General features: G+C 71.0%; 29 protein-coding genes. 15 read left to right on the top strand and 14 right to left on the bottom strand.

Translation table 11 applies throughout. The features are described 5' to 3' along the window. Positions 1–27: 27 nt before the first annotated feature. Together AB8735_RS20900 and AB8735_RS20895 are read left to right on the top strand one after the other, a co-directional pair. Entirely contained in the window at positions 28–1,065 is a 1,038-nt protein-coding gene (locus AB8735_RS20900; RefSeq protein ID WP_344019044.1) for a rod shape-determining protein, read from the top strand. Between the two features lie 110 nt (positions 1,066–1,175). Continuing rightward, positions 1,176–1,631, top strand: a complete 456-nt coding sequence (locus tag AB8735_RS20895; RefSeq protein WP_344018818.1) for a TerB family tellurite resistance protein — start codon at positions 1,176–1,178, stop codon at positions 1,629–1,631. 70 nt (positions 1,632–1,701) lie between these two features. On the opposite strand, the gene AB8735_RS20890 is transcribed toward AB8735_RS20895, so the two are convergent. The 8 genes from AB8735_RS20890 to AB8735_RS20855 all read right to left on the bottom strand — a co-directional run bounded on the left by AB8735_RS20890 (position 1,702) and on the right by AB8735_RS20855 (position 8,032). Beyond that, positions 1,702–2,853, bottom strand: coding sequence for a type III polyketide synthase (locus tag AB8735_RS20890; RefSeq protein ID WP_344019046.1), 1,152 nt, complete (start codon positions 2,851–2,853; stop codon positions 1,702–1,704). 3 nt (positions 2,854–2,856) lie between these two features. Beyond that, entirely contained in the window at positions 2,857–4,065 is a 1,209-nt protein-coding gene (locus AB8735_RS20885) for a cytochrome P450 (RefSeq protein ID WP_344018821.1), read from the bottom strand. Positions 4,066–4,378: 313 nt separating this feature from the next. Then, on the bottom strand, positions 4,379–4,660 hold the full coding sequence (locus AB8735_RS20880; RefSeq protein WP_344018823.1) for a DUF1876 domain-containing protein: 282 nt from the start codon (positions 4,658–4,660) through the stop codon (positions 4,379–4,381). Positions 4,661–5,404: 744 nt separating this feature from the next. After that, the gene (locus AB8735_RS20875; RefSeq protein WP_372408767.1) at positions 5,405–6,574 is read right to left on the bottom strand and encodes an acyltransferase family protein; all 1,170 of its coding nucleotides are present in this window, start codon (positions 6,572–6,574) and stop codon (positions 5,405–5,407) included. Between the two features lie 32 nt (positions 6,575–6,606). Then, on the bottom strand, positions 6,607–7,239 hold the full coding sequence (locus AB8735_RS20870; protein WP_372408766.1) for a TetR/AcrR family transcriptional regulator: 633 nt from the start codon (positions 7,237–7,239) through the stop codon (positions 6,607–6,609). Positions 7,240–7,343: 104 nt separating this feature from the next. Continuing rightward, positions 7,344–7,616 carry a DUF1876 domain-containing protein gene (locus AB8735_RS20865; protein WP_344018829.1) on the bottom strand — a complete coding sequence of 91 codons (273 nt, stop codon included), beginning with the start codon at positions 7,614–7,616 and terminating at the stop codon, positions 7,344–7,346. Between the two features lie 69 nt (positions 7,617–7,685). Further along, entirely contained in the window at positions 7,686–7,865 is a 180-nt protein-coding gene (locus AB8735_RS20860) for a DUF6255 family natural product biosynthesis protein (protein WP_372408765.1), read from the bottom strand. After that, entirely contained in the window at positions 7,862–8,032 is a 171-nt protein-coding gene (locus tag AB8735_RS20855; protein WP_344018834.1) for a hypothetical protein, read from the bottom strand. The genes AB8735_RS20860 and AB8735_RS20855 overlap by 4 nt, the downstream gene beginning before the upstream one ends. A gap of 92 nt (positions 8,033–8,124) precedes the next feature. Here AB8735_RS20855 and AB8735_RS20850 point away from each other — a divergent pair, with 92 nt between their 5' ends. The 3 genes from AB8735_RS20850 to AB8735_RS20840 all read left to right on the top strand — a co-directional run bounded on the left by AB8735_RS20850 (position 8,125) and on the right by AB8735_RS20840 (position 10,159). Further along, a complete protein-coding gene (locus AB8735_RS20850; RefSeq protein WP_344018836.1) occupies positions 8,125–8,931 on the top strand; it encodes a helix-turn-helix transcriptional regulator in 807 nt (268 codons plus the stop codon). Beyond that, positions 8,928–9,113, top strand: a complete 186-nt coding sequence (locus AB8735_RS20845; protein ID WP_344018838.1) for a DUF397 domain-containing protein — start codon at positions 8,928–8,930, stop codon at positions 9,111–9,113. The genes AB8735_RS20850 and AB8735_RS20845 overlap by 4 nt, the downstream gene beginning before the upstream one ends. A gap of 194 nt (positions 9,114–9,307) precedes the next feature. Continuing rightward, complete coding sequence (locus AB8735_RS20840; RefSeq protein WP_372408764.1) at positions 9,308–10,159, top strand: helix-turn-helix domain-containing protein; 852 nt, start codon at positions 9,308–9,310, stop codon at positions 10,157–10,159. A 26-nt stretch (positions 10,160–10,185) separates the two neighbouring features. Here AB8735_RS20840 and AB8735_RS20835 read toward each other — a convergent pair whose 3' ends face one another. After that, positions 10,186–10,422 (bottom strand): hypothetical protein, encoded by a 237-nt coding sequence (locus tag AB8735_RS20835; protein ID WP_372408763.1) that lies wholly within the window; start codon positions 10,420–10,422, stop codon positions 10,186–10,188. A gap of 204 nt (positions 10,423–10,626) precedes the next feature. Beyond that, positions 10,627–11,403 carry an alpha/beta fold hydrolase gene (locus AB8735_RS20830; RefSeq protein WP_372408762.1) on the bottom strand — a complete coding sequence of 259 codons (777 nt, stop codon included), beginning with the start codon at positions 11,401–11,403 and terminating at the stop codon, positions 10,627–10,629. 201 nt (positions 11,404–11,604) lie between these two features. On the opposite strand from AB8735_RS20830, the gene AB8735_RS20825 reads away from it, so the two are divergent. After that, entirely contained in the window at positions 11,605–11,964 is a 360-nt protein-coding gene (locus AB8735_RS20825; RefSeq protein WP_344018847.1) for a peptidase inhibitor family I36 protein, read from the top strand. Between the two features lie 224 nt (positions 11,965–12,188). Next, entirely contained in the window at positions 12,189–12,611 is a 423-nt protein-coding gene (locus AB8735_RS20820; RefSeq protein ID WP_344018848.1) for a hypothetical protein, read from the top strand. 183 nt (positions 12,612–12,794) lie between these two features. Here AB8735_RS20820 and AB8735_RS20815 read toward each other — a convergent pair whose 3' ends face one another. Both AB8735_RS20815 and AB8735_RS20810 read right to left on the bottom strand, forming a co-directional pair. Beyond that, positions 12,795–12,992 carry a hypothetical protein gene (locus AB8735_RS20815; protein ID WP_344018850.1) on the bottom strand — a complete coding sequence of 66 codons (198 nt, stop codon included), beginning with the start codon at positions 12,990–12,992 and terminating at the stop codon, positions 12,795–12,797. 327 nt (positions 12,993–13,319) lie between these two features. Continuing rightward, positions 13,320–14,330, bottom strand: coding sequence for an IS701 family transposase (locus AB8735_RS20810; protein ID WP_372408761.1), 1,011 nt, complete (start codon positions 14,328–14,330; stop codon positions 13,320–13,322). A gap of 266 nt (positions 14,331–14,596) precedes the next feature. Between AB8735_RS20810 and AB8735_RS20805 the strand changes: the two genes are divergently transcribed. Further along, the gene (locus AB8735_RS20805) at positions 14,597–15,223 is read left to right on the top strand and encodes a TetR/AcrR family transcriptional regulator (RefSeq protein WP_344018853.1); all 627 of its coding nucleotides are present in this window, start codon (positions 14,597–14,599) and stop codon (positions 15,221–15,223) included. Positions 15,224–15,237: 14 nt separating this feature from the next. On the opposite strand, the gene AB8735_RS20800 is transcribed toward AB8735_RS20805, so the two are convergent. Continuing rightward, positions 15,238–16,242: an NAD-dependent epimerase/dehydratase family protein gene (locus tag AB8735_RS20800; protein ID WP_372408760.1), complete on the bottom strand. Its 1,005-nt coding sequence runs from the start codon at positions 16,240–16,242 to the stop codon at positions 15,238–15,240. Next, positions 16,239–16,880 carry a ScbR family autoregulator-binding transcription factor gene (locus AB8735_RS20795; protein WP_344018857.1) on the bottom strand — a complete coding sequence of 214 codons (642 nt, stop codon included), beginning with the start codon at positions 16,878–16,880 and terminating at the stop codon, positions 16,239–16,241. Before AB8735_RS20795 ends, AB8735_RS20800 begins: the two co-directional genes overlap by 4 nt. Before the next feature lie 110 nt (positions 16,881–16,990). On the opposite strand from AB8735_RS20795, the gene AB8735_RS20790 reads away from it, so the two are divergent. From AB8735_RS20790 to AB8735_RS20760, 7 genes are all read left to right on the top strand, one after another. Beyond that, positions 16,991–17,968 carry a ScbA/BarX family gamma-butyrolactone biosynthesis protein gene (locus AB8735_RS20790; RefSeq protein WP_372408759.1) on the top strand — a complete coding sequence of 326 codons (978 nt, stop codon included), beginning with the start codon at positions 16,991–16,993 and terminating at the stop codon, positions 17,966–17,968. A 196-nt stretch (positions 17,969–18,164) separates the two neighbouring features. Next, the gene (locus AB8735_RS20785; protein ID WP_372408758.1) at positions 18,165–18,908 is read left to right on the top strand and encodes a class I SAM-dependent methyltransferase; all 744 of its coding nucleotides are present in this window, start codon (positions 18,165–18,167) and stop codon (positions 18,906–18,908) included. A gap of 10 nt (positions 18,909–18,918) precedes the next feature. Beyond that, a complete protein-coding gene (locus AB8735_RS20780; protein WP_372408757.1) occupies positions 18,919–19,599 on the top strand; it encodes an ATP-binding cassette domain-containing protein in 681 nt (226 codons plus the stop codon). Next, positions 19,599–21,344 carry a hypothetical protein gene (locus AB8735_RS20775; protein WP_372408756.1) on the top strand — a complete coding sequence of 582 codons (1,746 nt, stop codon included), beginning with the start codon at positions 19,599–19,601 and terminating at the stop codon, positions 21,342–21,344. Before AB8735_RS20780 ends, AB8735_RS20775 begins: the two co-directional genes overlap by 1 nt. Then, positions 21,341–22,414 carry a class V lanthionine synthetase subunit LxmK gene (gene lxmK / locus AB8735_RS20770; RefSeq protein ID WP_372408755.1) on the top strand — a complete coding sequence of 358 codons (1,074 nt, stop codon included), beginning with the start codon at positions 21,341–21,343 and terminating at the stop codon, positions 22,412–22,414. The genes AB8735_RS20775 and lxmK overlap by 4 nt, the downstream gene beginning before the upstream one ends. A 1-nt stretch (position 22,415) precedes the next feature. Beyond that, a complete protein-coding gene (locus tag AB8735_RS20765) occupies positions 22,416–23,426 on the top strand; it encodes a T3SS effector HopA1 family protein (RefSeq protein WP_372408754.1) in 1,011 nt (336 codons plus the stop codon). A 212-nt stretch (positions 23,427–23,638) separates the two neighbouring features. Further along, the gene (locus AB8735_RS20760; RefSeq protein ID WP_344018875.1) at positions 23,639–23,788 is read left to right on the top strand and encodes an LxmA leader domain family RiPP; all 150 of its coding nucleotides are present in this window, start codon (positions 23,639–23,641) and stop codon (positions 23,786–23,788) included. Positions 23,789–23,833: the final 45 nt, after the last annotated feature.

Here is a 23,833-nt window from a genome sequence, read left to right as displayed (position 1 = left end):
ACACCGCCGCCGGGGAGTGAATCCGTGATGACCCTCAGCCTCGCCCAGCTGAGCCGCTGCACGATCGCCGTCGACCTCGGCGCGTCCCGCACCCGCGTCTACGCCCGCGACACCGGCCTGATCGTCGACGAGCCGTCCATCGCCGCCGTCAACACCAGAACCGGCTCGCTCATCGCCGTGGGCGCCCTCGCCGAGGGCATGGCGGGCCGCACCCCCGCCCACATCCGCGTCGTCAGACCCGTATCCGGCGGCACGGTCGTCGACATCGACATGGCCCAGCGCATGCTGCGCCACCTCATCAGCGACAAGATCCGCCGCGCCTGGCGCCGCAAGCCCCTCCTCCGGGCCGCCGTCTGCCTGCCGCACGACGCCGAGCCGATCGCCCAGCGCGCCGCCGTGGAGACGCTGACCGGCCTCGGCGCCCGCCGCGTCGAGCTGGTGGACACGCTCGTCGCCGCCGCGGTCGGCTGCGGGCTGCCCGTCCAGCTCCCCGAGGCGACGATGATCATCGTCTGCGGCGCAGCGTCCACACAGGTGGCCGTGCTGTCCCTCGGCGCGATCGTCGCGGCGGAGAAGGTCCAGGTCGGCGGCGACGCGATCGACTACGCGGTCGTCCAGCACCTGCGCAGCGAGCACGAGCTGATGCTCCCCACCCAGGGCCTCTACCCGCTCCACATGGCCCTGCGGAACGACCGTCTGGCGGGCGGCGGCACCGAGACCGAGGTCCGCGGCCGCGACGTCGCGACGGGCCTGTCCCGCACCGTCCTCGTCAGCACCGCGCACGTGCGCAATGCGATCCACACCCCGCTGACCGCCGTCCTGGACGCCATAGGACGCGTGCTCCGCGACTGTCCGCCCGACCTCGTGGCGGACCTGGGCACGCGGGGCGTGATGCTCGCAGGGGGCAGCGCCCTCCTCCCGGGCCTGGACACGATGATCGAGGACGCCACGGGCATGACCGTGCACATCGCGGAGAATCCGGACCACTGCTCGGTCCTGGGGCTGGGGATGATGATGGAGGGGAAGGTCAAGCCGATGACCATCGACCCCTTGGTCATGCACTGATTGGTCATGCGCTGAACCCACTTGGGAACACTGAACTCACTTGGGAACTTCTTTAACTTCAGAGCAGTTCTGCCTGTGCAAGCACGTTTTCCACAAGGAGAGACACGCACATGGCGCTCTGGGACCGGCTCAAGGAATCCGCCACGACGATGCAGGGCCAGCTGGTCGCGAAGAAGAACGAGCTCAAGAGCGGGGCCTTCCGCGACGCGAGCATGGCGATGTGTGCCCTCGTGGCCGCCGCCGACGGCTCCGTCGACGCCTCCGAACGGCAGCGCGTCGCCTCGCTGATCGCCACCAACGAGGTTCTGCAGAACTTCCCGGCGGACGACCTGCACGCCCGCTTCACCGACTACTGCCAGAAGCTCGCCGCCGACTACGACTTCGGCAAGGTGAGCCTGATGCAGACGATCGGCAAGGTCGCCAAGAAGCCGACCGAGGCCCGTGCGGTCATCCAGATCGGCATCGTGATCGGCGGCGCCGACGGCGACTTCGACAAGGACGAGCAGGCGGTCGTCCGCGAGGCCTGCTACGCCCTGAGCATCGCCCCGGCGGAGTTCGACCTCTAAAACCCCGAGCCGAAAACCGGAAGCGCGGGCCGCCCAGAGGATGTTGGCGACCCGCGCTCCCTTGGTCCGCTCAGGCCGGCAATGTCACGGAAGAGTTCCGGCCGGCGGACGCCTTCTTTGAACGGTGGCCATTGCTGCTGCCGTTCACCTGCCCCGACCACGTGCCCAGGGCGATCTCCGCGGTGATGCCCGGCCCGAACCCGGCGATGACGCCGCGCGCGGAGTGCTCGGCACCACCGTCCTGGAACAGCCTCTCCAGCGCGTCGAAGACGACCGCGCTCGCGATGTTCCCCCGCTCGACCAGGGTCTGCCTGCTGTAGCGGAACATGTGCTGCTCCAGCTCCAGATACTTGCCGAGGTCGTCGAGGATGCGCGGCCCGCCCGCGTGCACGATGTAGAAGTCGAGGTCGGACACGTCCCAGTCGTGCGGTTCCGCCATCTCGCGCATGGCGGGCGCGAGCATCGCCATCGTGCCGGGAACCCGCTTGTCCAGGAGGAAGTGGAACCCGGTGTCCTTCACCGCGTACGAGATCCACTCCTCCGTGTCCGGGACCAGATGCGACCCGTTCGCCTCCAGGTGCACCCCCGTACCGCCCTCGCCCCGCACCACGGCGCAGGCGACGGCGTCCCCGAACAGCCCGTTGGACAGCAGGTTGCCGACCGCCAGGTCCGTCGGCTGGTACAGCAGGGAGCAGAACTCGCAGGCGACGATGAGGACGTTGGACCCGGGGTAGGCACTGCAGAAGTCATGGGCGCGGTTGATCGCCGCTCCCCCCGCCGCGCAGCCGAGCTGTGCGATGGGCAACTGCCGCGTCTCGTTCCTGAACCCCATGGTGTTGATCAGCCAGGCGGTCATCGACGGCATCATGAAGCCGGTGCACGAGACGTACACGATCATGTCGATGTCCCGGACGGTCAACTCCGCGTGCTCCAGGGCCCGGTCGATCACCTCGGGCACCCGTGCCTTGGCCTGCGCCTCGTAGACGTTGTTGCGCGTGGTGAAACCCGGGTGCTCCAGCGTGATCTCGATCGGCTGCACCAGGTGCCGGGTCTGCACTCCCGTGTTGCCGATCAGCCTGAGCGCCAGCTCCAGTTGCGGGTGGTTCGCGTGCAGGGTCCGCGCGAGCTCCAGGGTCTCCTCCCGGGTGATGATGTGCTCCGGGACGGCGATGGCCGGTCTGCACAATGTCGCCATGGTCGACTTCCTCCTTGCCCTAACCAGGACTTACCAGGCGACCGGCAGGGTGAGGGGATAGCGCCAGATCGACACGGTGTTCCACTGCACCTCCTCCGCCGGTACGGCCAGGCGCAGTTCGGGGAACCGTTTGATGAGCGTCCCGATGGCGATCTGGAGCTCCATCCGGGCCAGATGGGCACCGAGGCAGTGGTGGGAGCCGTGCCCGAAGGTCATATGGGGCGCCGGCTCGTCCCGGTCGAAGTCGAGCTCGTCGGGCCGGTCGTACGCGCCGCCGTCGCGGTTGGCGCACAGGTACGAGACGTGGACGATGTCACCGGCGGGGATGGTCACACCGTCGAACTCCACGTCCTCCAGGGCGACCCGGGGGATCCCGACGCCCTGCCGGAAGGGGATGAAGCGCAGCAGCTCCTCCAGCGCCTGCGGCATGATCTCCGGCTGCTCGCGCAGCCGGGCGAGGTGCTTGGGGTGGGTGAGCAGCGTGTAGACGATGTTGCAGATCTCGTAGGTGCTGGTGTCGTGGCCCGTGACCAGCAGGAGCATGCCCATGACGGCGAGCTCCTTCTCGTCGAGCTGCTCCTCGCCGACCCGCGCCGTGGCGAGCGAGCTCAGCAGATCGCTGCCGGGGTCACGGCGGCGCTCCGCCGTCAGCCGGGCGAAGTACGCCCGCAGGCCGGCCTTGGCCTCGGCGGCCGACTCCTTGTCGTCCGGCTTCATCGACATCATGGCCATGGCCCAGGCGCGCAGCTGCGGCCGGTCCTCCTCGGAGACCTGGAGCAGCTCGCAGATGGTCATCAACGGCAGCTTCCCGGCGAGGTGGTGGGCCACGTCGCCGGGCTGTCCGTGCTCCTCCATCTCGTCCAGCAGCCCGTCCACCACCTGCTGGGTCTTCGGCCGCAGGCTCTCCACCATCTTGTTGCTGAACCCCGTCGTCACCAGCCTGCGCAACCGGCTGAGCGCGGGCGGGTCCATGAGGTTGATCGCCTCGGACTGGGCGATCGGCGCGGGTGTGATGCGCGGGAAGTCCTTCCCGATCAGCGCGGCCCGGCTGAAGCGGCGGTCCTGGGTCACCGTGCGCACGTCGTCGTAGCGCGTCACCAGCCAACAGTCGCCCTCGCCGTACGGCATGCGGATCTTGGCCACTGGGGCCTCCGTCCGCATCCGCGCCATGAACGGGTCTGGTTCCAGGGCTTCATCGTGACGGAAGGGACAGGCCCGTTCGGATTCCTCAGTGGTCATACGAAGCACTCCCCATACCCATTGGGCACGGCCTTGGTGGCGCGCCGGTATCTACAGATCAATTCCGTAGGGGCAAGTACGCCACACCTATACCCTGACGTTTCACTCGATTTGTGGACTTACTCGTGTAAATGAAACAGCTTTCTTTCGAACACACCAGATGTAGTCACCCATTCGGGTGAGCGCGGGGCGATGCACGCCAGGAGCGCACAACACGCCCGTGCGCCCCCTCATCCGACATGAACGACATGTCCACAGGAAGAGACGCACGAACGGACCCTTTGCCTGCCCCGCACACCGAAATCGGCTGAATCTAGCCCTGCTCGATCCCCCGCACCCTCTCGTGCGTGTGCGCCTCGATGTCCTTGATCGAGATGTCGAGCAGCTGGCCTGCGAGGACGTTCAGCGCCCGCGAGACGGCGAGCTCGTCCCCGATGGCCGGCACGTTCTCGTCGGCGGGATGGCAGCGGGCGGTCCCCTCGCCGACCATCGGCCCGGGCGGCCGCCCGGTCAGCCGCGCCTCGGCGGTGACGGTGTGGTCGTGCTCCTCGACGACGACCTCGACGGTCCAGACCTTGCTCTTGCTGCCGCTCATCGGGCGACCTCCTCACAGACGCCCCGGGCACCACGCTGACATGGCGGGGCGCGGCACGCGAGTCGGTCGCGGACGGGAGTGTCCCGGGAGGCCTGCGGGCGCCTGTGAACTACCGGCGGTCACCCGCTGCTTGAGGGGCAGAGGGGCCAGGGATGCGCCCCGGGGACCGGGGACGCAGCGGTCCTTGCCGAGGCCGCCGGTCCGGCGGAGGTGATGCGCCCCGGGGGCCGGGGGCGCAGCCTCACTCGGGGCGCAGGGCGCAGCCCCACCCGGGGGCCCGGGGACGCAGCCCCACCTGGGGCGCAGGGCGCAGCCTCACCCGGGGGCCCAGGGCACAGCCTCACCCGGGGGCCCAGGGCACAGCCTCACCCGGGGGCCCGGAGATGCGGCCCCACCCGAGGGCCCAGGGCATAGCCCCACTCGGAGGCCCGGAGACGCAGCCCCACCCGAGGGCCCAGGGCACAGCCCCACCCGGGGCCCAGGGCACAGCCCCACCCGAGGGCCCAGGGCACAGCCCCACCCGGAGGCCCAGGGCGCAGCCCCACCCGAGGGCCCGGAGATGCAGCCCCACCACCCGGAAGCCCCGGGACGCGACCCCGCCCGGGGGTCCAGGGGGCGGAGCCCCCGGTGGGGTGCAGGGGCGAAGCCCCGCCCGCCCAAGCCCCGCCCGCGCGGCGCGCGGGCCACCGGGGGTTGCGAAGGGGCGCAGCCCCTTAGTGAAACGGTGAAAGGGCGGGGCGGGGGCTACAACACCCGATCCGCCCGCGGCAACCTGCGCACCACCCAAGCCACCCCCCAACACACCGGCAACGCCAACACCCCCATCACCCCGAACTTCACCACCGCCGGCGCATGCAGCCACCGGAAGCCGTACCCCAGCCCCACCAGCACCACCGGATGCATCAGATACACCGCGAACGCATGCCGCGACAGGAACTCCCCCCGCTTCCCCCGCCTGTTGAAGCGCTCGCGGAAGAGCACCGCCGTCCCGATCACGACCCCGATCGCGAACGCCGATTCCCACGCCACCGTCACCAGCGACTGCCACGTCCCCCGCCCCTCCAACGCACGCGACGGCGACAGGATCACGACAGGCGCGTACGCGAGCGTCGCGGCGACGGCCACGGCGAAGCCCGTCCGCCCCGCGCGCCGGGACAGCGACGACGCCCAGCCCCTCCGCCGGGCAAGCACCCCGAGGACGAAGAAACTCACATACTGCGGCAGGTAGTTGGGCGACGGCAGCCCGAGCACCGGCACATACGTCCCGTCCGGCACCACGATCCGCCACCCGTACGTGACCACAGCCAGCCCCGCACCGAACGCAACCACCGACCGCCCCCGCAGCGGACCGCTCCCCCCGAGCCGCCGCCGCGCCTCCGGGCGAAACCTCCGCACCCCCACGTACACCAGCGAGAAAGCCAGCAGCACCTCGACGAACCACATCGGCCCTGGATCCCACGTCACCAGATAGAACAGCCAGTACGGCATCCCGGCCCCATGTTCCGCGAACCGCTCCCGCACCTCGCCCATCGACCCGAAGTTGACCAGCGGGCGCACCAGCAGCAGAAACGCCAGCAGCGGAATCCCCAGCCGCTTCCAGCGGTCGCGCATGAAGGAGCGCGGCCCCTTCCGCTCGTACGACGGCGGCGTGAAGTACCCGGCGATCAGGAAGAAGAACCCCATGAAGAACGCCTGGTCGAGAACGATCAACCCGTCCAGAAGCCACCCGGACGCATCATGCGCCCGCTCCGTGTAGAACCACACGGGTATATGGCTGTAGGTCACGGCCGAGTGGTGCAGCACCACCAACACCGTCAACACGACACGTATGTTGTCGACATACTGCAGCCGAGCCCCCCGCGGCCCTACTCCAGCAGCGGCCCCTGACGCCCCCCGCGTCACATCCTGCGACATGAATCCCCCCTAGATTCAGGCGACTTACCCGGCTACGCCCGTACCGCCTGCGCGAACAGCTCCGCGAGTTCCCTCGCGTGCCCCTCCAGGTCATGTTCCGGGTGCACGTCCCAGTACTCGAACATCGCGTCGATCCCGGCCTGCACACTGACCGCCATCACCCGCACGTCGAACCGCCGGAACGCCCCGCTCTCCTGCCCCTCCCGGAAGATGGACTCCAGGAACGCGTAGAGCCCCTCGCTCGTCGCCACGCCATATCGCAACTTCCCCTCCGAGTTGCGCATGTTGTGGAAGACCTGGCCGAGAGCCGCCAGCTGGACCCGATGCTCGCGCATATACGCCGCCAGCGACTCGACGTACGCCCGCAGCCGCTCCCCGGGATCCGGCTGCGCCACCATCCGGGGCTCCATGAACGCCCCCATCCGCTCGTAGACCTGCTCCACGAGCCGCTCCAGCAACTCCTCCTTGCCCGCGAAGTGGTACGAGATCACCCCCTTGCTGATCCCCGCCCGCTGAGCGATCCGGGCCAGCGACGCCTTCGCGTACCCCTCCTCCGCGAGCGTCTCGACGGCCGCGTCGATGATCTGCGCCCGCCGTGCGAGCTCGATGAACGAACGATCCGCGTCCGACGCGGATTGGCCGATCGATTGATTTTCTGACCGCATGGCCAAAATCTTAGACAGACGGCCAGATCGCTGTAAAGACCGGCCCTGTCAAAGACCGAGGCCCGGGCACCGGCCCGGGCCTCGTACTTCCTTCCCGCCGCCGCTCAGACGGCCAGCCGCTCCACCGGCTTGTGCGTGTGCTGCTCGATGTCCGTCGCCGCCTGCTGCAACAACTGAGTCGTCAGCGACGACATGGCGCGCGCGGCAGCGAGCTCGTCCCCGATCTCCGGGACGTTCTCGTCCGTCGGGTTCCGCCGCGCCACCCCTTCACCGACCATCGCGCCCGAGGTCGCTCCGCTGAGCCGCGCCTCCGCGCTGACGGTGTCGGGGTTCTCCTTGATGCTGATCTGAACGTTCCAGCTCTTCATGGCGGTCATCGGAGAGCCCTCCTCCTGCTCCGGCCACTTACTCTCCATGGTCACACCGGCATGCGCCCCCTGCACGCGCTACCGCTCGCGGCGGGGACGGGGACGGCGTACGGACCGGGGCGCCCGCCCGTCCGGCGGCCCGACAGCCCGCCCGAGCGCCCGGTAGTCGACAACGCGCCGCAGCCCGCAACGGCCGCATACGGCCATGCCGTTGTCCGTGCTCCAGGCGTTCGGCGGGTGCGGGCAGTCGTCGTTCACCGGGCCGGTTCCGCGTGCTCGTGACGCCGGTGCTCGGCGAGGGCGTTGATCGCGCGCTGTGTGGCGCGGAAGTCGCGCAGGCGCCAGGCCGCTGCGCGCTCGACGAGGAGGGCGGAGCAGAGGAGACAGGGGGTGTCACTCGGTGGCGGGGAGATTGCGTTACTCACGGTTCAAGGGTGGTTGGCTGCGCGTAGCCTCGGCAGTCTCGATCTCGGGACGGTGGGCACTGTCCCGAATCCACCCACGGGAGGGGCGCGCAATGGCGGAGCAATCGCCGCCCATGTGGCGGTACTGCGGGAGCCAGATCAAGCTCTGGCGCTACAGAGCGGGAGTCAGCAGGGAGAAGCTGGCTCACGAGGCGAACTACGCCGTCGAGACGGTCAGGGCGATGGAGCAGGGCCGGCGAAAGCCGACGCCGCGCCTGCTCCAGGTCGCGGACGACCTGTGCGGCGCGGGAGGCCTGCTCATGGCGGCACTCACCTACCTGAAACCGGAGCCGTTCGCGCCCAACATGCGCGAGTTCCTCGACGCCGAGATCAACGCGATCACGATCTGCTCCTTCGAGACTCTGCTCATCCCCGGATTGCTCCAGACCGAGGCATACGCGAGAGCACTCATGACGGGAACCTGGCCGCCGGTCGACGACGAGACCCTGGAGAAGCGCCTGGCAGGCCGGATGAAGCGTCAGGAGAAACTGACCCGCAAGCCGTACGCCACCTTCAACTACGTGATTTACGAAGCCGCTTTGCGCACCGGGCTTGGCGGGCCAGGGGTCATGAAGCCGCAGCTCCACCACCTGCTGGAGGTGGGCGAGATGCGCAACGTGACCGTTCAGGTCCTCCCCATCGACAAGGCCCCGACCATCGCCCTCACTGGACCACTGCTCGTCCTGGAGACCGCTGACCATGAGCACTACGGATACGTGGAAGGGCAGGGAACTCGCTCGCTTTACGCCGAGCCCGAGTTGAGCAGTTCCTTCGCACAGCGCTTCGGGAATCTTCGCATGGAAGCGTTGAGCGCCGAGGCGTCGGCGCGATTCATCAGAAAGGTGGCAGACGAACTATGAACGGTGAACCGCCCTGGCAGAAGTCCAGCTACAGCACCGAACAGGCCGACAACTGCCTGGAGCTGAGACCACTCCCCCGAACCGTCCGCGTCCGGGACTCGAAGCTCGGCAGCCCGAGCCCCCAACTCGGCTTCCCCATACCGACCTGGGGCGCCTTCATATCGTCCATACCCGACGCTTGAGACGGGTGTCGCAGCGGGACCGGGTCGCTCCCCCGTCGCTCCCCGGTCCCGCACCGACCAGGATCACCCGGGCGCGCGGCCCCGAGGGAGTGCAGACCTCGACCTGTTTCAGGGCCGCCGTACCGGCCTAGAGTGACGAGGTTGGCCGGTAGGAACCTGCGCGGACAGGCGCGTCGGCCGTCACAATGCCACGCATGGACGTCGAGCACGCCCTCCGCGATTTCCTCGTTTCGCGCCGTACGCAGCTGAGCCCGGGCGACGTCGGTCTGCAGCCGCACGGCCCGCGCAGAGTGGCGGGACTGCGCCGGGAGGAGGTGGCCGCGCTGGCGTCGGTCAGCGTCGACCACTACATCAGGCTGGAACGCGGCCACGGATCCCTGGTCTCGGACACGGTGCTGGAGTCGGTGGCCGATGCGCTGCGCCTGAACACGTCCGAGCGGATCTACCTCCGCAACCTCGCCCGGCCGACCGCGGCCCCGCAGAGGGATGCACGCCCGCAGGACGGAGTGCGCCAGAGCATCCAGGACTTCATCGATTCGCTGCGGGTCCCCGCGTACGTCATCGGCAGGAACGGCGTGATCCTCGCCTGGAACCGCATGGCGGCGGTCGTCTTCCTCGACTTCGCCGAGGTTCCGCGGCCCCGGCGCTCCCTCGGGTGGCTGTTCTTCAACGACCCGCGGGTCCGCCGCCTTTACGACGACTGGGAGAGCAAGTCGCGTCAGGCCGTGGGCTACCTGCGGTCGGAGTGGGGGAAGCGGCCGGACGATCCTCTGCTGGGGCGACATGTACGCGAACTTTCCCAGGGGAGCGCCGAGTTCCGCCGCATGTGGCGCGAGCATTCCGTACGCGAATGCACCAGTGACACGTACCGCATGTTCTGCAGCGCGACCGGCAGGGTGCTGGAGCTGACCGGGGAGTCGTTCAGGCTGACCGACGACGCGGACGAGGTGGTCGTCGTCTCCACGGCGGCGAAGGGCTCGTCCTCGGCGGAGGCGCTCAAGGAGGTCGCGCTCCGGCTGGAGACGCAGGAAGCGCTGTACGGCTGAGGCGTGGTGATCGGGGATGCCCCCGATCACCACTTACGGCTACCAGCCGCCACCACCGTCGTGACCACCGCTGTGGCCACCGCCTCCGTCGTGACCACCGCCATGGTGGCCACCGCCGCTGTCATGGTGACCGCCGTGATGGCCGCCGTGGTGCCCACCACCGTGGTGATGGCTCCCATGGCCCCCATGGCTCCCGTGCTGCTGGCCCCCTTGGTGGCCTCCTTGGTGACTTCCGCCGTCGTGGTTGCGGCTGTCGCTGTCACCTCCGCCGGTGTCCACGTCCGCCGCGTAGATGTCCCCGCCCCCGCTGCCCTCGTTCCCTCCCGAGGTCCGGGACCCGGATCCGGTCCCGCTCTTGCGCCGCTTGGCCGACTTGTTGCCGAACAGCGCCTGGATGATCCTCTTCAGTCGTCCTGCCATGGCCTCCCCCCTCACCAGGTTGTGCACGGATGCATGCCGCGGAACGCTCAGTCGTCGTCCGCGCGCAGGAAGTCCTCCACCACCCGGATCAGCTCCAGTGGCGTCTCGTCCATCGGGTAGTGTCCCGCCGAAACCAGCTCGTGCAGCTGCCCGTTGGGATACCAGCGCAGCCAGGTGGCCCGCGTCAGCCCGGTCGTGATCGCGGGGTCCAGGGCCCCGACGACCGCGAGGGCGGGCACCGTCGAACCCTCGATCTCGGCGTGGAAGTCGTCGCGGCTCCAGGAGTCGAGCCAGGCGCGGAAGGCGGTGGGGTCGCTGCGGTCCAGCGACCGCTGCACCATGCGCTCCAGCCAGCGGCCGGGGCGGCGGCCGCCGGAGGTGGTGTCGATGATCGCGCGCCGGCCGGCCGGCAGATGCGCGGAGTCCGCGAACAGCTCCCACTGCTCGGGCGGGAGCGGGAGGCCCGAGGCGGGCACGGGCGTGATCCCGACGAGGCGGCGCACCCGGCGCGGCGCCAGGGCCGGTACGCGCTGGACGATGCTGCCGCCCATGGAGTGCCCGACCAGCGAGAACCGCTCCCAGCCCAGCTTGTCGGCCAGCGCCAGCACGTCCGCCGCGCCCTCGGCCGTCGTGTACTCCCCCTTCGCGTCCCGCGCCTCGCCGTATCCGCGCAGGTCGGCGATGGCGTACTGGAAGGCGGCCCGGTCGATGTCCGGCTCGACGGCGCCGTAGGCCGAGCGGTCGGCGAACCATCCGTGCACCGCGATGACCTTGTGGGGTCCCGTGCCGTGCAGGGCGTGGGGCAGGACGAAGGGGAGAACCACGGCGACCCCCTGGGGCGTTGGCGGGAAGAGCCCGACGTTCAAAGGTAGTTGGCGGATCCATGGGGGTGGGAGTACGAAATCCGGCCACGGCGCGCACGCACACTCTGCGCAACCGGTCGCTCACTGTCGGCGCATGGGCCCATCGGGGCGGGGGAACGGTCCTGGTGAGCACCATGTCACCAGCAACACGGAGGAATCCGAGTGAAATTGCGTTACTGGTCCGTCGCCGCGGCCCTGTCCCTGACGGCGCTCCTGATGCCGGCCGCGGACGCGGCGGCCGCCCCGCCCGCCGGCCCGCCGCCCTGCCCCGGAGGGTCCGTCTGCTTCTACAGCGGTGAGGACTACCACGGCTCCAGCTGGGAGTGGACGGCCAACAGCGGCTACCACGACCTGCCGCCCAAACTCCACGACAGCGTGGGCTCCTTCGTGGCGAGCACCGACGCGTGCTTCATCAACTGGCAGCCGAAAGAGACCCGTACGGTGCACAACGGCGACTGGCGCCGTTCGTACAAAGGTGACTTCGGCGGGAAAATCGACGGCGTGAACGCCGGGCACTGCTGATCGCTCAGGCACCGGGCCCCGGGGCAGAGCCCCGGGGCCCGGACGGACTGGGGCGCCCCCTCCGGGGGAGCCCGAAGGGCGCTCCGGGGGTGGGGCGCAGGGGCAAAAACCCCACCGTCACCCCAAACCCATCCCTCCCCCGCCCGGATGAAGTTCGCATTGCCACGCCCACACCCAGGGCAGGCACACAGGCGGCACCATCCGACGCGACACGAGGTGAAGCGATGAGAACTGCCCGACTGGCGATGGCAACCCTGGCCGCGGCCCTGACCCTGACCGCAACAGCGGCAACCCCATCGGCATCGGCAACAGCACCGACGGTCGCCGCCAAACACCTCAACCTCTCGAACAAACACAACAGACAGTCGGTCACGGTCCACAAGGGCGACGAGATCACCGTCCACCTCACGGGCGAGCAGACGGAGTCGTCGACCTGGGGCTGGACCGCCCCCACCGCCGCCAGCGCCGCCGTCCTCCGCCGCGACGCCGTCGGCTCGTCCTCGAACGGCGAGGCCACCGCGGTCTTCCACGCCTACGCCGCGGGAACGACCACCCTCGACTCCCAACTGCGCTGCACACCGCGCAAGTCGGGCCACGCCTGCTCCGACACGGTCGTACCGTGGCAGGTCACCGTGAAGGTGCGGTAGGAGGCGCGGCGGCGGAGGCCACGGCCCCGGCGTCCGCCGGCCGCTCCGGATCGCCGTAGCGGACCTCCACCCGGCCGTTCTCCATGACGAAACGGCTGTCGACCAGCCGCACCTGGTGGGGGTCGGCAACCGTGCGCGGTAACGGGGGGGGGAAGAAGGGATCAGGCCACGCCCTCCGCGGGCTCACTCGTCCCGCGCCGCGCCGCCGCCCCCTTGCCCCCGGTTCTGCGCCAGCACCCCGAACACCGCCCCCGCCCCAAGACCGAGGGCGATGCCCAGGCCCAGGTTGTCGAGAAAGAGCAGCCCGACGACCACACCCGCCAAGGGGCCCAAGGAAAGCCCCATGACCAGCGCGTTGTTGTCCCGATCGTTCTCCGCCATCCGCCCATTCTGCCGTGACGGCAGTGGACACCGCGACGGCAGTGGACACCGTGACAGCAGTGGACACCATGACGACGGCGGACACAGCACAGCCCCCGGCGCCCCGTACCGTCCCGCGAGCCTTCGGTCGTCGCCGACTGCCCCGTTCCCGGTACGTGCCCTCCGGGGGCCTAGCCAGTTTGCCGAGATGGGTGTCACTCGGATCGATGGACGTCTCCACCGAGGGGTGTGGCTCTCACCGGTTGTCTGGTGTATTTGCCAGTGTGCTCCCGTTTTGCCCAGAGTCAAGGGGCAGCCCAAGAAAAAGGAGAAGCCCAGGTCACGGGCCTACGCCGCCACCGGCAGACCCGCGAGGCGGTGCGGGACACCCGTCGCGGACAGCCGGCTGTGGGCGTGGGCCGCCGAGACGAGCGTCATGTGGTGGTGCCAGCCCGGGAACGACCGGCCCTCGAAATCACCGAGCCCGAGATCGCCCTGCATGCTCCGCACGGCCTCCTGTGCGAGCCCCAGCGTCCGGGTGAGCGGCAGCAGTTCCTCGGCCCGGCGGTGCGGCATGTTGGTGAGCCACAACCGGTCCGCCGGCCGTCCCGGGCGGGTCCGGGTCGCGAACATCCGGTACGTACGGTGCCCCCGGTCCAGGCGGGTCGGCCCCGGCGCCGCCGGGCCGGTGCGCCCGAACGTCAGGCGCCCGGAGACCGCCACCACGAAGTCGTGGCCGCGCCGGTCCAGGCCCCGCACCAGGGCATCCGCGTCGGTGTGGAAGGACGCGTCGGCCACGACCGGCACCGCGGGGAGCCGGGTCCGTGCGGCCAGCGCGTCCACCAGGTCGAGGGCCTGCTCCTCGATGGGCCGGTGCGGGACGCCGTCGGGAATGCGGGCCCGGCTCCGCCGGAGAGGGTCGTCCGCCCACGCCTCGGGCAGGTACAACGCCCAGTCGACAGGCAGCGCATCACCGTGACCGGCCAGGAACAGTCCCGTGCAGACCTGGCCGTTGACGGACCGGCCGTCGAGCGGGCTGAAACGGCGGTGCACGCCGCACGAGTGATCGCCGCGCTTGCGCAGCACCGCCTCGGCGAGCACCCAGGCCCGGGGGGTCGTCCGCTCCTCCGCCCACCGCACCAGATCCCGGCGGACCGGCGCCCAGTCCCACGGGCTGGCATTGACGAACTGGTGCAGCGACTGGGAGGCCGTCGCCCGGTCCGAGACCGCGGCGGCGAGCCGGCGCACCGTCTTCTTGCCGGAAGTGCTGATCAGTCCGTGCAGGTATGCCTCGGCCCACCGACGCTGGTCGGTACGGCGCAGGCTGCCGAAAACGGACTCGGCGAACACTGAGATCATGCCAAAAAGAATAGCGAGCGTTCTGTTTTTTTCCAGGGGTCACCTACGCTGGTGCACTACTTCGGCAAGTTCGCGCAGGCCCCTCCGCGCTGACGGGTCGTCGACCCGGCGGACCCCGTACGGAAGAATCGGTACGTCTTAGGCAACTCGCCCTTGCCCTGGGGAGTCTCGACCCGAAAGCTGGACCCACGGCCGCCGGGACGAGGCCGACCCGGCACAGGACACGGCACGCAGGGCCACCGCCCGTGCGGCACATCGGAGAGAGCATGGTGAAGCAGGAGAGGGCAGCGCGGACGCGCAACTCCCTCGTGCAGGCGGCCGCTTCGGAGTTCTCCCGCGCCGGCTACGACGGGACGTCGCTGAAGACCATCAGCAAGGCCGCCGGCATGTCCATGGGCGCCGTCACCTTCCACTTCGCCAGCAAGGCGGAACTGGCGGAAGCGGTGGTCGAGGAGGGGCGCTCGGCGGTGCTCTCGGCCCTGGGGGAAGCGGCCGGCCGCCGACAGGGAAAGGCGCTCCACGGCCTCCGGGACGTCACGCTGGAGCTCGCCCGCCTGCTGCAGGAAGAGGTCACCGTCCGCGCAGCGGCCCACCTCTCCTGGCATCTGCCGGACACCCGGGGCTGGGCATCCCTGTGGCACCCCGTCGTGGCGGACCTGGTCGACGAGGCGCACGGCAACGACGAGTTGCACGCCTCCGCCCGGCCCGACGACGTCACCGCGCTCGTCGTCCACCTGGTCCGGGGGGTCGAGCTGACCCTGCACGGGACGGACCGGGACGCCCCGGACGACGCGGTGACCCGGCTCGAAAGCATCTGGCGGCTGATCCTCAAGGGGATAGACCCCGCGGACCGGACGGACGCCGCCGGCCGGTCCCCGTCGGACGCGCCGTAGCCCATGGCCAGTGACTAGGACGTACCCCCGGACCGGCCCACGGCCTCCCGGTACCAAGCGGCCGCCGCCGCCAGCCGCTCCAGCGGGCCGGGGCCCGGCGGGCAGTCCGCCACCCGCCACACCTCGTCGCTGCGGTACCAGTGGTCCTGTGCCACCAGCGAGAACTGCCGCTCGCTCACCCGTCCCGGCGTGGCCCGCAACAGCCGTACGCACTCCTCCCAGGTGAGGTCGGTGTCCACCGGCCGCAGCACGCCCAGTTCCGCCAGCGCTGCCATCAGGTCACCGTTGCGCACGGGGACGGGGTGGCCGGCGTGGAACACCCGCCCCGCCGCACCGTCATCCCCCGCACCGTCGCCCCCCGGGCCCTCGCACCCGGACCGGAACGCCAGGGCGACGACCAGCCGGGCCAGATCGCCGACCTCGGTCACCGAGAGCAGGCCCCGGCCGGCGTCCCACCGGCCGGGCACTCGGTCCACGAGCTCGGCGAGGGCGGGCACCACCCAACGGTCCCCGGGTCCCACCACCAGCCCCGGCCGCAGCACGGTGGCACCCACCGCCAGCGCGTGCGCCTCCCCGGCCAGACGCGTCCGGCTGGTCGCCGACACCGGGGCCGGCGCCAACTCGCCCTCGGCGGCGCCCCGGTGCGGCCCGGGCCCGTACACCGCCGCCGTCGACAGCTGGACCACCCGCCCGACCCCGGCCCGGGCGGCCTCGGCCATCAGAACGGCCGTACCCCTGTCGTTGACGGCCGCGCACCGGGCCTCGTCGGAGCCGATCACGGAGGCCAGATGCAGCAGCACATCGGCGTCCTCGCAGACCCCGGCCAGGGACGCGGGCCGGGCCAGGTCCGCCCGTACCCACTCGGCGCCGCCGCCCTCGCCGCATACGGGAGCCCGCCGTCCGACGGCGCGGACGCGCACGCCGGGCTTCCGGCCGAGTTCGTCCAGGACCGCCGCCCCGACGAAGCCCGTCGCGCCGGTGAGCACCACCCGCAGCGGGCTCACGGAACGCGGGCTCACGAGGCCGCGTCCGAGGCCGCGCCACCGCAGAGTTCGGGGGTGGCGCGCAGCTGCGTCAGCGTCCGGGGCATGGCGATGGACGGCAGCAGATAGCTCCACAGCGCGGCGATCCGCTGCGGAAGATCCGCACGCCCCGTCGCTATCTGCGAGAAAAGCTGCGTGCCGCTGTACGCGCCGACCAGGACCTGGGCGAACTCCGCCTCGTCCACGTCCGGCAGCAGTTCGTTCCGCTGCCGCGCCGCGACCAGCAGCGCGTGGAACTGCTCCACCCACTGCTGGTACGCGGTGTCGTCCTGGAGGCCGAACTCGCCCTGTTCGACGGCGAGACGCACACCGGCCCGGAAGATGGCGTTCCGCTGAAGCTCGCGGGCCACGTAGAAGGTGATGTCGATCAGCCGCTGGAGCCCGTCCTCGCCCGGCGGGAGCCGCACGAAGTCCCGCTGGGCCAGCATGACGGCGTGGGCGAGCTCCTTCTTCGACTTGAAGTGGAAGTACATGCCGCCCTGGGTCACCCCCGCCCGCTGCATGATCATGCTGATGCTCGCGCCGTGGAACCCGAGCTCGTCGAACGCCTCGGCAGCCGCGCGGAGGATGGCCTCCCGCGTTCTCACCGCACGCTCCTGCTTCAACTCCGCCATGGATCACACCGCCGGGACTCGACAAACAAAACGAACACTCTTTATTTTACAGAGGGGCCCCTGGTGATCACCGGTGCGGTCCGCACTCGCACGTGCATCAAGGGGGAAGCATGCTCGTCACCACCGAACGGCCCGGATCCGTCGCGCCACCCGTCGGGGCGACCGCCGGACCACCGTCCCTCACCACCACCGTGCCCCGGGAGTACGTCCACCGCGCGGCGCTCTCCGAGGTCTTCCTCACCGGATGGCGGCGCACCGGCGGCCAGTCGTTCACCGTCACCGCCCAGTGGCCGCGCAGCCACAGCTTCTTCACCGCCGTGGAGGGGCTGCACGATCCGCTGATGCTGTGCGAGACCGTCCGCCAGACCTTCCCCTTGCTGCTGCACGCCGCATACGGGACCCCGTTCGGCCACCAGCTGAGCTGGTCGCGGTTCGGCTACTCCCTCGACCCGCAGGCGCTCCGGGTCGGGCGGACCCCCGCGGAACTGGAACTCCGCGTCGTCAGCGAGGTGCTGAACGAACGCCGGGGCATCCCGACGGACCTCTCCCTCAGCTACGCCGTTCTCCGCGACGGCGATCTGGTGGCCGCGGCCGACACCCGGTTCGGCTGCATCGCACCCGCGGTCTACCGGCGCGTCCGCGGGGAACGCGCCGACGTACCCCGGGTGTTCGCCGCGGCCCCCGCCCCGGCCGCCCCCCTGGCCCCCGCCATGGCGGGCCGCGACCACGCCCGCGACGTCGTCCTCGGCCCCCAGGACGGCCCGGGCCGCTGGCAGCTGCGGGTCGACACCGGGCACCCTGTCCTCTTCGACCACCCGGTCGACCACGTCCCCGGCATGCTCCTGATGGAGGCGGCCCGCCAGGCCGCCCACGCCGTGGACCTCCCGGCCGAGGCGGCACTGCCCACGTCGATGAACGTCACCTTCCACCGCTACGTCGAGTTCGACGCCCCCTGCTGGATCGAGGCCCGCCGCCAGGCGTCCACCACCTCGGCCCCCGGCACCCTGCGCGTCGACGCGGTCCAGGACGGCGTGGTCGCCTTCACCTCGGAAGTCACCCTCGCAGCGGCCGCAACACCCGCCGCCTGAAGCCGGTTTGGGGGCCGTTACGCTGCGACGCCGCCGGAGCGCGGCGGCCGGACACCCCTCTGCCCCGGCACCACGAACGTCCCGCCGGACGCATCCGGCGGCCCATCCCAAAAGACCCGATCTCAAAGACCTGATCGATCCCGAAGACCCGATCGATCTCAAAGTCCCGATCGCAAAAGACACGAAAGAGAAACTCATGAGCTCTCCCGCCACCTACGACGCCCTGGCCGACGTCTACGACCTGATGTATCCGCCGGCGTCGCCGGACATCGCCGACGCCGTCGACTTCATCGCCGACCTGGCCCCGGAATCCGGGCGCGTACTCGAACTCGGTGTGGGCAACGGCCGCATCGCGATACCGCTCGCGGAGCGCGGGCTGACGGTGCACGGCATCGACGGCTCGGAGCAGATGCTGGAGAAGCTGGCGGCACGGGACACCGAGGGACGGGTCACCACCACGGCCGCGGACTTCACGACCGGCGGCACCGGCGAGCAGTTCGACGTGGTGTTCATCGCGCTCAACACCTTCTTCGCCCCCACGACGGCCGAGGCGCAGCTCCAGTGCATGCAGCGGATGCGCGAGCAACTCGCCCCCGGCGGACGGGTCGTCGTCGAGGCGTTCGAGCCGCGCGCCTTCCACCAGCAGGAGGGCGAGAAGACCAGCACCCGCTATCTCTCCCCCACCTCGATCATGATCGACAGCACCCACGTCATGCGGGACCGGCAGCTGATCCTGGTCATCCACACCGTCGTCGACGGCGGTGTGCCCCGCCCGACGCAGGAGGTCATCCGGTACGCCTGGCCCGCCGAGATCGACCTCATGGCGCACGCCGCCGGTCTGCGGCTGGTGGAGCGCAAGGGCGGCTGGAAGGGGGAGCCGTTCGACGCCAACAGCCACCGTCACGTCTCCGTGTACGAGGCCGTCAACGACCCGAAGTAGGCGTTCTTTCATGAAGGCGACCACGAGCCGCGCACTGCTCAGGCTGGCCGGCGCCGGCCGCAGTTACGGGGACCGGGAGGTGCTCCGGTCGGTCACCCTGGACCTGGTCCCCGGCGAGTGCACCGCACTCGTCGGGGACAACGGAGCGGGCAAGTCGACCCTCCTGCGGCTGGCCTGCGGTCGCGAGCGGCCGACCTCGGGCGACGTCCTCCTCGACGGCGAGCCCCTGGAGGAGGACTCGCCCGTCACCCGCGCCCGGGTGGCCACGGTGCTGGAATCGGGGTCGCACTACCCCGACCTGACCGTGCGCGAGCACCTGATGCTGATCGCGGTCGCACACGGCCTCGGACGCGACGCCGACGACGCCGTCGACCGGGTCCTGGCCGACCACCGGCTGACGCACCACGCCGGTTCGCTGCCCTCCGCCCTCTCCTCCGGGCAGACCCAGGCGCTGGTCCTCGCCTCGGCCTTCGTGCGCCCGCACGACCTGCTGGTGCTCGACGAGCCCGAGCAACGACTGGACTCCCGGGCCCGGGGGGAACTGGCGGAACGGCTCTCCGCGCACAAGAAACGGGGCGTGGCCGTCCTGATCGCCACGCACGACGCCGAGTTGGCCGCGGCCGTGGCCGACCACGTGCTCACGCTCGAGGACGGACGGGCCGTCGTGACGCCCGTCGGGGAGGCCCGGTGATGACCGGCACCGGTGAACGGCGGCCGGCGTCCGGCACCGACGAACTGCGGCGCCGCACGGCCGAGACGATGGACTTCCTGCACGAGGCCCGCGCCTCGGCACGCCGCAGCAAACGCAGGAGCAACGCCCTCGCCCTCTACGGCCTCGCGCTGGTGGCCGCCTTCTGGGGAGGCCCCTTCCTCGCCGCGGCCGCCAGGGCGGGAGGACGCGGGGACTGGCACGGCAGCGCCTCCGACCATCTGCTGGCGAGCCTCCCGGTGACCGTGCCGGTGCTCCTGGCACTGGTCCTGCTGTCGGTCGCCCGCAGCGCCGTCTGGCGGGGCCCGGTGCTGGTGGACCTGCCGACCGTCTTCTGGGTGCTGCCGCTGCCCGTCCTGCGGGGGCCGCTCCTCCTCCCCCGGTTCCGCGCGTCCGCCCTCGCGGCGGGCGCGGCGGGGCTCGTCGGGGGCGGGCTGCTGGGCTTCCTGCTGTCCGTCGCAGGCGGCACCGCATGGCTGCCTCTGTCGGCGGCCGGCGCCTGGGCCGGGACGACGACGGCCCTCACGGCGGTCGCCCTCGGGCTGCTCGTGGAGCGCCATGACCACGCCGTCGCCCGGCGCGGTGCCCGGATCTTCGGGGCCGCCTGGGCACTGATGGCGTGCGCCGCGGGCCTCTGCGCGCTGGTGGTGACGCAGGGACGGACCGAGTGGTACGGCACCCTGCTGCTGTGGTCCGGCCCGTGGGGCTGGGCCGCGCAACCGCTCGTCGCCGTGGCGGGGCACTCCGCGCCGGGCCGGATCCCCGCAATGGCGCTGTCCGCGGCCTGCACGCTCGCCGCTCTGCTGTGGGCACGCCGCGAGACCCCGCGCATTCCCGAGGCGGCCCTGCGGAATCGGGCCACCGTCGCGTCCCAGGTCACCGCGTCCCTCTTCACCGTCGACCTGCGCCAGGCCCGGTCCGCCGTCCGCGGCCTGCGCCGCCGGGGCGCCCGGCCGGCCCTGCGGCTGCCCATGCCCCGGCGCACCTGGCTGATCGTCCCCTGGCGGGACGCCACGGGGCTGCTCCGGGCCCCCGGACGGCTGCTGTGGGCGGTCCTCTGGGCCGCCACCGCGCTGGGCCTGAGCTCCGTCGCCCAGCACACGGGGGCGCGGGGGCAGGCCGTCCTCTGTGTGGCCGCCCTCGTCGCCGAGTACCTCGCGGCCGCCCAGCTGACCGAGCCGGCGCGCCTCGACAGCGACGACTTCCGCCGCGCCTCCCGCCTCCCCTTCGCGTTCCGGTCCCTCGCGCTGCAGCACGCGTGGGTGCCCGGCGCCCTGCTGCTCGCCCTGCTCGGCGCGGGCACCGCGGCCGCCGGCCCCGCCGGCTGGCGGACCCCGGGCGACGCGGTGCTGATCGCGGCGGTCCCCGCCATGGTGGGCGCCGCGCTGGTCAGTTCCTACCGGGGCGCGGTCCCCGCGCACGTGATGATCGGCACGGAAACCCCCATGGGCAACACCGCGGCGATCCAGACGGCCGTCTGGTACACGCGGGGCCCGCTGGCCGCCCTCGTCCTGTCCGTACCGGTCCTGCTCGCGGTGGCGCACGGGGACCGGATCGGCGCCGGCCATCTCGTCTGGCTGCTGGCCCTCGGCGCGGCCGGCCTGTGGTGGGCCCGGCGCACGGCCGGCCGGCTGCACGGCGCACCGTCCGGGCGCCTCCGGCGGACCGAGCGCTTCCTCCAGGCGGGCAGAAGACTGCGCGCCTTCCTCCTCACGAGACTCAAATGATCGACGAACTTGCGACATCACCCGCCGTACAGGGCCTCCTGGGCCGCCTCGGCCTGGGCGAACTGCTTCCCCGGACCGGTGAATCCCCCGCCGGCCGCAACCACAACACCGCCGGGGTGACGACCACCGGAAACGCCGTATTCGTCAAACAACTGGACCGGAACCAACCGGACGCCGCGCGGCGCTTCCGCCGCCTGCGCGCCTACGAGGAGGCGGCCGCCGGCGGCGACGGCCTCCTCGACTCCCCGCGGTGCCTGGGGTGGGACGACGACGAGCTCCTCGTCGTCTTCGAGTGGCTCGAAGGCGCCCGCCCGGGGTCCGACCTGGCGACCGCCGAGGAGTTCGACGACGAACTCGCCCACCGCGCCGGGCGGATGGTCGGCACGGTGCACTCCCTTCCGCCGGAGAAGTGCGGGGAACCGGAGGCGAATCCGCCCCTGCTCCCCCCGCTGGACTTCTTCGAGGCGCTCCCCCTCGCCTACCACACCCAGGCGAGCGGGGCCTCCCTGGAGGCCTGGGGAATGCTGCAGCGCGACACCGAACTCGCGGGCGGGCTGCGGCGGTTGCGCACCGAGGAGGCGACGGCAGCCGTCGCCCCGGCCCACTGCGACCTCCGGCTGGACCAGTTCCTTCTGCACGGGGACCGGCTCCTCCTCTGCGACTGGGAGGAGTTCCGCACGGCGGACCCCGCCCGGGACGTCGGCGGCTTCGTCGGCGAGTGGCTGCACCGCGCCGTACTCGACATTCCCGCGCAGGACACGGAGCTGAACAGCCCGAGCCCCCAGCTGTCCCACCAGGACATCGTCCGGCGGGGCACCGCCGAACTCGACCGGCTGCGGACCCGCAACGTCGCCTTCTGGCAGGGCTACCGGGAAACCTCCGCCGCCGTCGACCCGGACCTGGCCGTCCGGGCGACGGCCTTCGCGGGCTGGCACCTGATCGACCGCATGTTCGCCGCGGCGGAGCAGCGTCCCCGGCTGACCGCCGTCGACCGCGCGGCGGCGGGCATCGGGCGCTCGGCCGTACTGCACCCCGAAAAGTTCACCACCGTGCTCGGCCTGGAGGCTTGAGATGGACGACTTCCCCGAGGCCGCGAGTTCCGGGACCCCGTTCTCCGGGACGGCGGTCTCCAGAACCTCGATCTCCGGAACCCTGATCTCCGGAACCTCGGCCTCCGGAACCGCACTTTCCGGGCTCGGGACGCTGCTGTCCGACGTGCGGGTGGACCCCGGAGCGCGGAGCGCCCGGGTGGGCGAACGGCACATCGGGGCGGACACCGCCGGCCAGCTGCGCCAGAAGCTGATCTCCGCGCTCTACGAAGAGCTCCACGTGGGCAACGTCTTCGCCGAGGAGCGGCCCCGGACCTACCAGGACCCCTGGATCGAGGAGCAGTTGAGGGAGGCGACACCGCACGACACGACGACGGTCACGGCCTTGCCCGGCACGGACGGCGTCGTGACGGTCGACGGGGTGCGCGTCCGCGTACCCGGCGCGGAGGCGACGGGGAACCGGGTGCGGATGCCCGCCCAACGCCCCGGTCTCTCCCCGGGGTTCTTCCTCGTCGACGGCTCCCGGGGACACTCCGCCAGCCGCCCGCTGCTCAGGCTCTACGTACACCTGCGCACCCCGGAGGAGGCCGTACGGGTGTGGGGCGACGTCCTGCGCACCCTGGAGCGCCACGAGATCCTCTACCGGGCCAAGGTGACGTCCTCGCGCCGCCTGTTCCCGCGCCGGGACGGACTGGTGGTGTATCTGGGGGAGGACGCCTGGCATGCCGTCCCCCTGGTGACGAATGCCGTGTCACGAGCGGACATTCCCGAATCGCCCCTCTCCTCCTCGGCCTTGGCCGAAACCCTGGCCCCCGGCATCGCCATGGCCTGGGAACCCGAGGACACGAGGCCGGGAATGCGGGGCATGAGTTTCGGTCAGCATCGCGCCGCTGCACTCGCGGACGCATTGCTGGAGCACGCCGAGGGCCGTCGTGACGACTCCCTGCACGACTGCCTCCGTGCGCAGCTGTTGGCCGCGAATATCGACCCCGAAAGCCCCTACAGGAACCTTTCCTCCCCTCAACTTCCCTAAGTTGCGGCCGCATCCGGTGACGCAGCGCACAAGTGCCCAGCAAGTGCTGCACAAACGCCTTCGGAACTGATCTACTGAAGACGTCAGCGAGGCAGTCGAACACCCCGCCGGGAAATCCCGGAAAGGGGAGGGCCGGGACCGGCAAATCCCTTACGGGAAAAGCCTTTCCTGGTGCACTGCCCACAAAAACCTTTCTTTACAAGGGGGATCCCATGGAGTCCATGGAGCTCATCGCCGGTTACGCCGCCTACACCACCCCGGAGGAGCTTGCCGCTTCCGAGGCCACCGACGCGCCGGCCATCACCACCACGGTCACCTCGTCGGAGATCTGCATCACCATCACCGCCGGCTGGGGCTGCTGAACCAGCACCCGTCAGTCAGTGGCCCGGGCGTGTCCATCGGACCGC

Source organism: Streptomyces luteireticuli (assembly GCF_041519305.1).
In the GTDB taxonomy this organism is placed as follows: Bacteria; Actinomycetota; Actinomycetes; order Streptomycetales; family Streptomycetaceae; genus Streptomyces; species Streptomyces luteireticuli.
Note: the sequence above shows the minus strand (reverse complement) of the source record. Positions and strands in the feature narration are given on the sequence as shown.

Excerpts from the sequence above, each read along its gene's own strand:
- AB8735_RS20900 (WP_344019044.1), top strand. The coding sequence starts at position 28 with ATGACCCTCAGCCTCGCCCAGCTGAGCCGCTGCACGATCGCCGTCGAC.
- AB8735_RS20895 (WP_344018818.1), top strand. The coding sequence starts at position 1,176 with ATGGCGCTCTGGGACCGGCTCAAGGAATCCGCCACGACGATGCAGGGC.
- AB8735_RS20885 (WP_344018821.1), bottom strand. The coding sequence starts at position 4,065 with ATGACCACTGAGGAATCCGAACGGGCCTGTCCCTTCCGTCACGATGAA.
- AB8735_RS20880 (WP_344018823.1), bottom strand. The coding sequence starts at position 4,660 with ATGAGCGGCAGCAAGAGCAAGGTCTGGACCGTCGAGGTCGTCGTCGAG.
- AB8735_RS20875 (WP_372408767.1), bottom strand. The coding sequence starts at position 6,574 with ATGTCGCAGGATGTGACGCGGGGGGCGTCAGGGGCCGCTGCTGGAGTA.
- AB8735_RS20870 (WP_372408766.1), bottom strand. The coding sequence starts at position 7,239 with ATGCGGTCAGAAAATCAATCGATCGGCCAATCCGCGTCGGACGCGGAT.
- AB8735_RS20865 (WP_344018829.1), bottom strand. The coding sequence starts at position 7,616 with ATGACCGCCATGAAGAGCTGGAACGTTCAGATCAGCATCAAGGAGAAC.
- AB8735_RS20850 (WP_344018836.1), top strand. The coding sequence starts at position 8,125 with ATGGCGGAGCAATCGCCGCCCATGTGGCGGTACTGCGGGAGCCAGATC.
- AB8735_RS20845 (WP_344018838.1), top strand. The coding sequence starts at position 8,928 with ATGAACGGTGAACCGCCCTGGCAGAAGTCCAGCTACAGCACCGAACAG.
- AB8735_RS20840 (WP_372408764.1), top strand. The coding sequence starts at position 9,308 with ATGGACGTCGAGCACGCCCTCCGCGATTTCCTCGTTTCGCGCCGTACG.
- AB8735_RS20820 (WP_344018848.1), top strand. The coding sequence starts at position 12,189 with ATGAGAACTGCCCGACTGGCGATGGCAACCCTGGCCGCGGCCCTGACC.
- AB8735_RS20815 (WP_344018850.1), bottom strand. The coding sequence starts at position 12,992 with ATGGCGGAGAACGATCGGGACAACAACGCGCTGGTCATGGGGCTTTCC.
- AB8735_RS20810 (WP_372408761.1), bottom strand. The coding sequence starts at position 14,330 with ATGATCTCAGTGTTCGCCGAGTCCGTTTTCGGCAGCCTGCGCCGTACC.
- AB8735_RS20805 (WP_344018853.1), top strand. The coding sequence starts at position 14,597 with ATGGTGAAGCAGGAGAGGGCAGCGCGGACGCGCAACTCCCTCGTGCAG.
- AB8735_RS20795 (WP_344018857.1), bottom strand. The coding sequence starts at position 16,880 with ATGGCGGAGTTGAAGCAGGAGCGTGCGGTGAGAACGCGGGAGGCCATC.
- AB8735_RS20790 (WP_372408759.1), top strand. The coding sequence starts at position 16,991 with ATGCTCGTCACCACCGAACGGCCCGGATCCGTCGCGCCACCCGTCGGG.
- AB8735_RS20785 (WP_372408758.1), top strand. The coding sequence starts at position 18,165 with ATGAGCTCTCCCGCCACCTACGACGCCCTGGCCGACGTCTACGACCTG.
- AB8735_RS20780 (WP_372408757.1), top strand. The coding sequence starts at position 18,919 with ATGAAGGCGACCACGAGCCGCGCACTGCTCAGGCTGGCCGGCGCCGGC.
- AB8735_RS20775 (WP_372408756.1), top strand. The coding sequence starts at position 19,599 with ATGACCGGCACCGGTGAACGGCGGCCGGCGTCCGGCACCGACGAACTG.
- lxmK (WP_372408755.1), top strand. The coding sequence starts at position 21,341 with ATGATCGACGAACTTGCGACATCACCCGCCGTACAGGGCCTCCTGGGC.
- AB8735_RS20765 (WP_372408754.1), top strand. The coding sequence starts at position 22,416 with ATGGACGACTTCCCCGAGGCCGCGAGTTCCGGGACCCCGTTCTCCGGG.
- AB8735_RS20760 (WP_344018875.1), top strand. The coding sequence starts at position 23,639 with ATGGAGTCCATGGAGCTCATCGCCGGTTACGCCGCCTACACCACCCCG.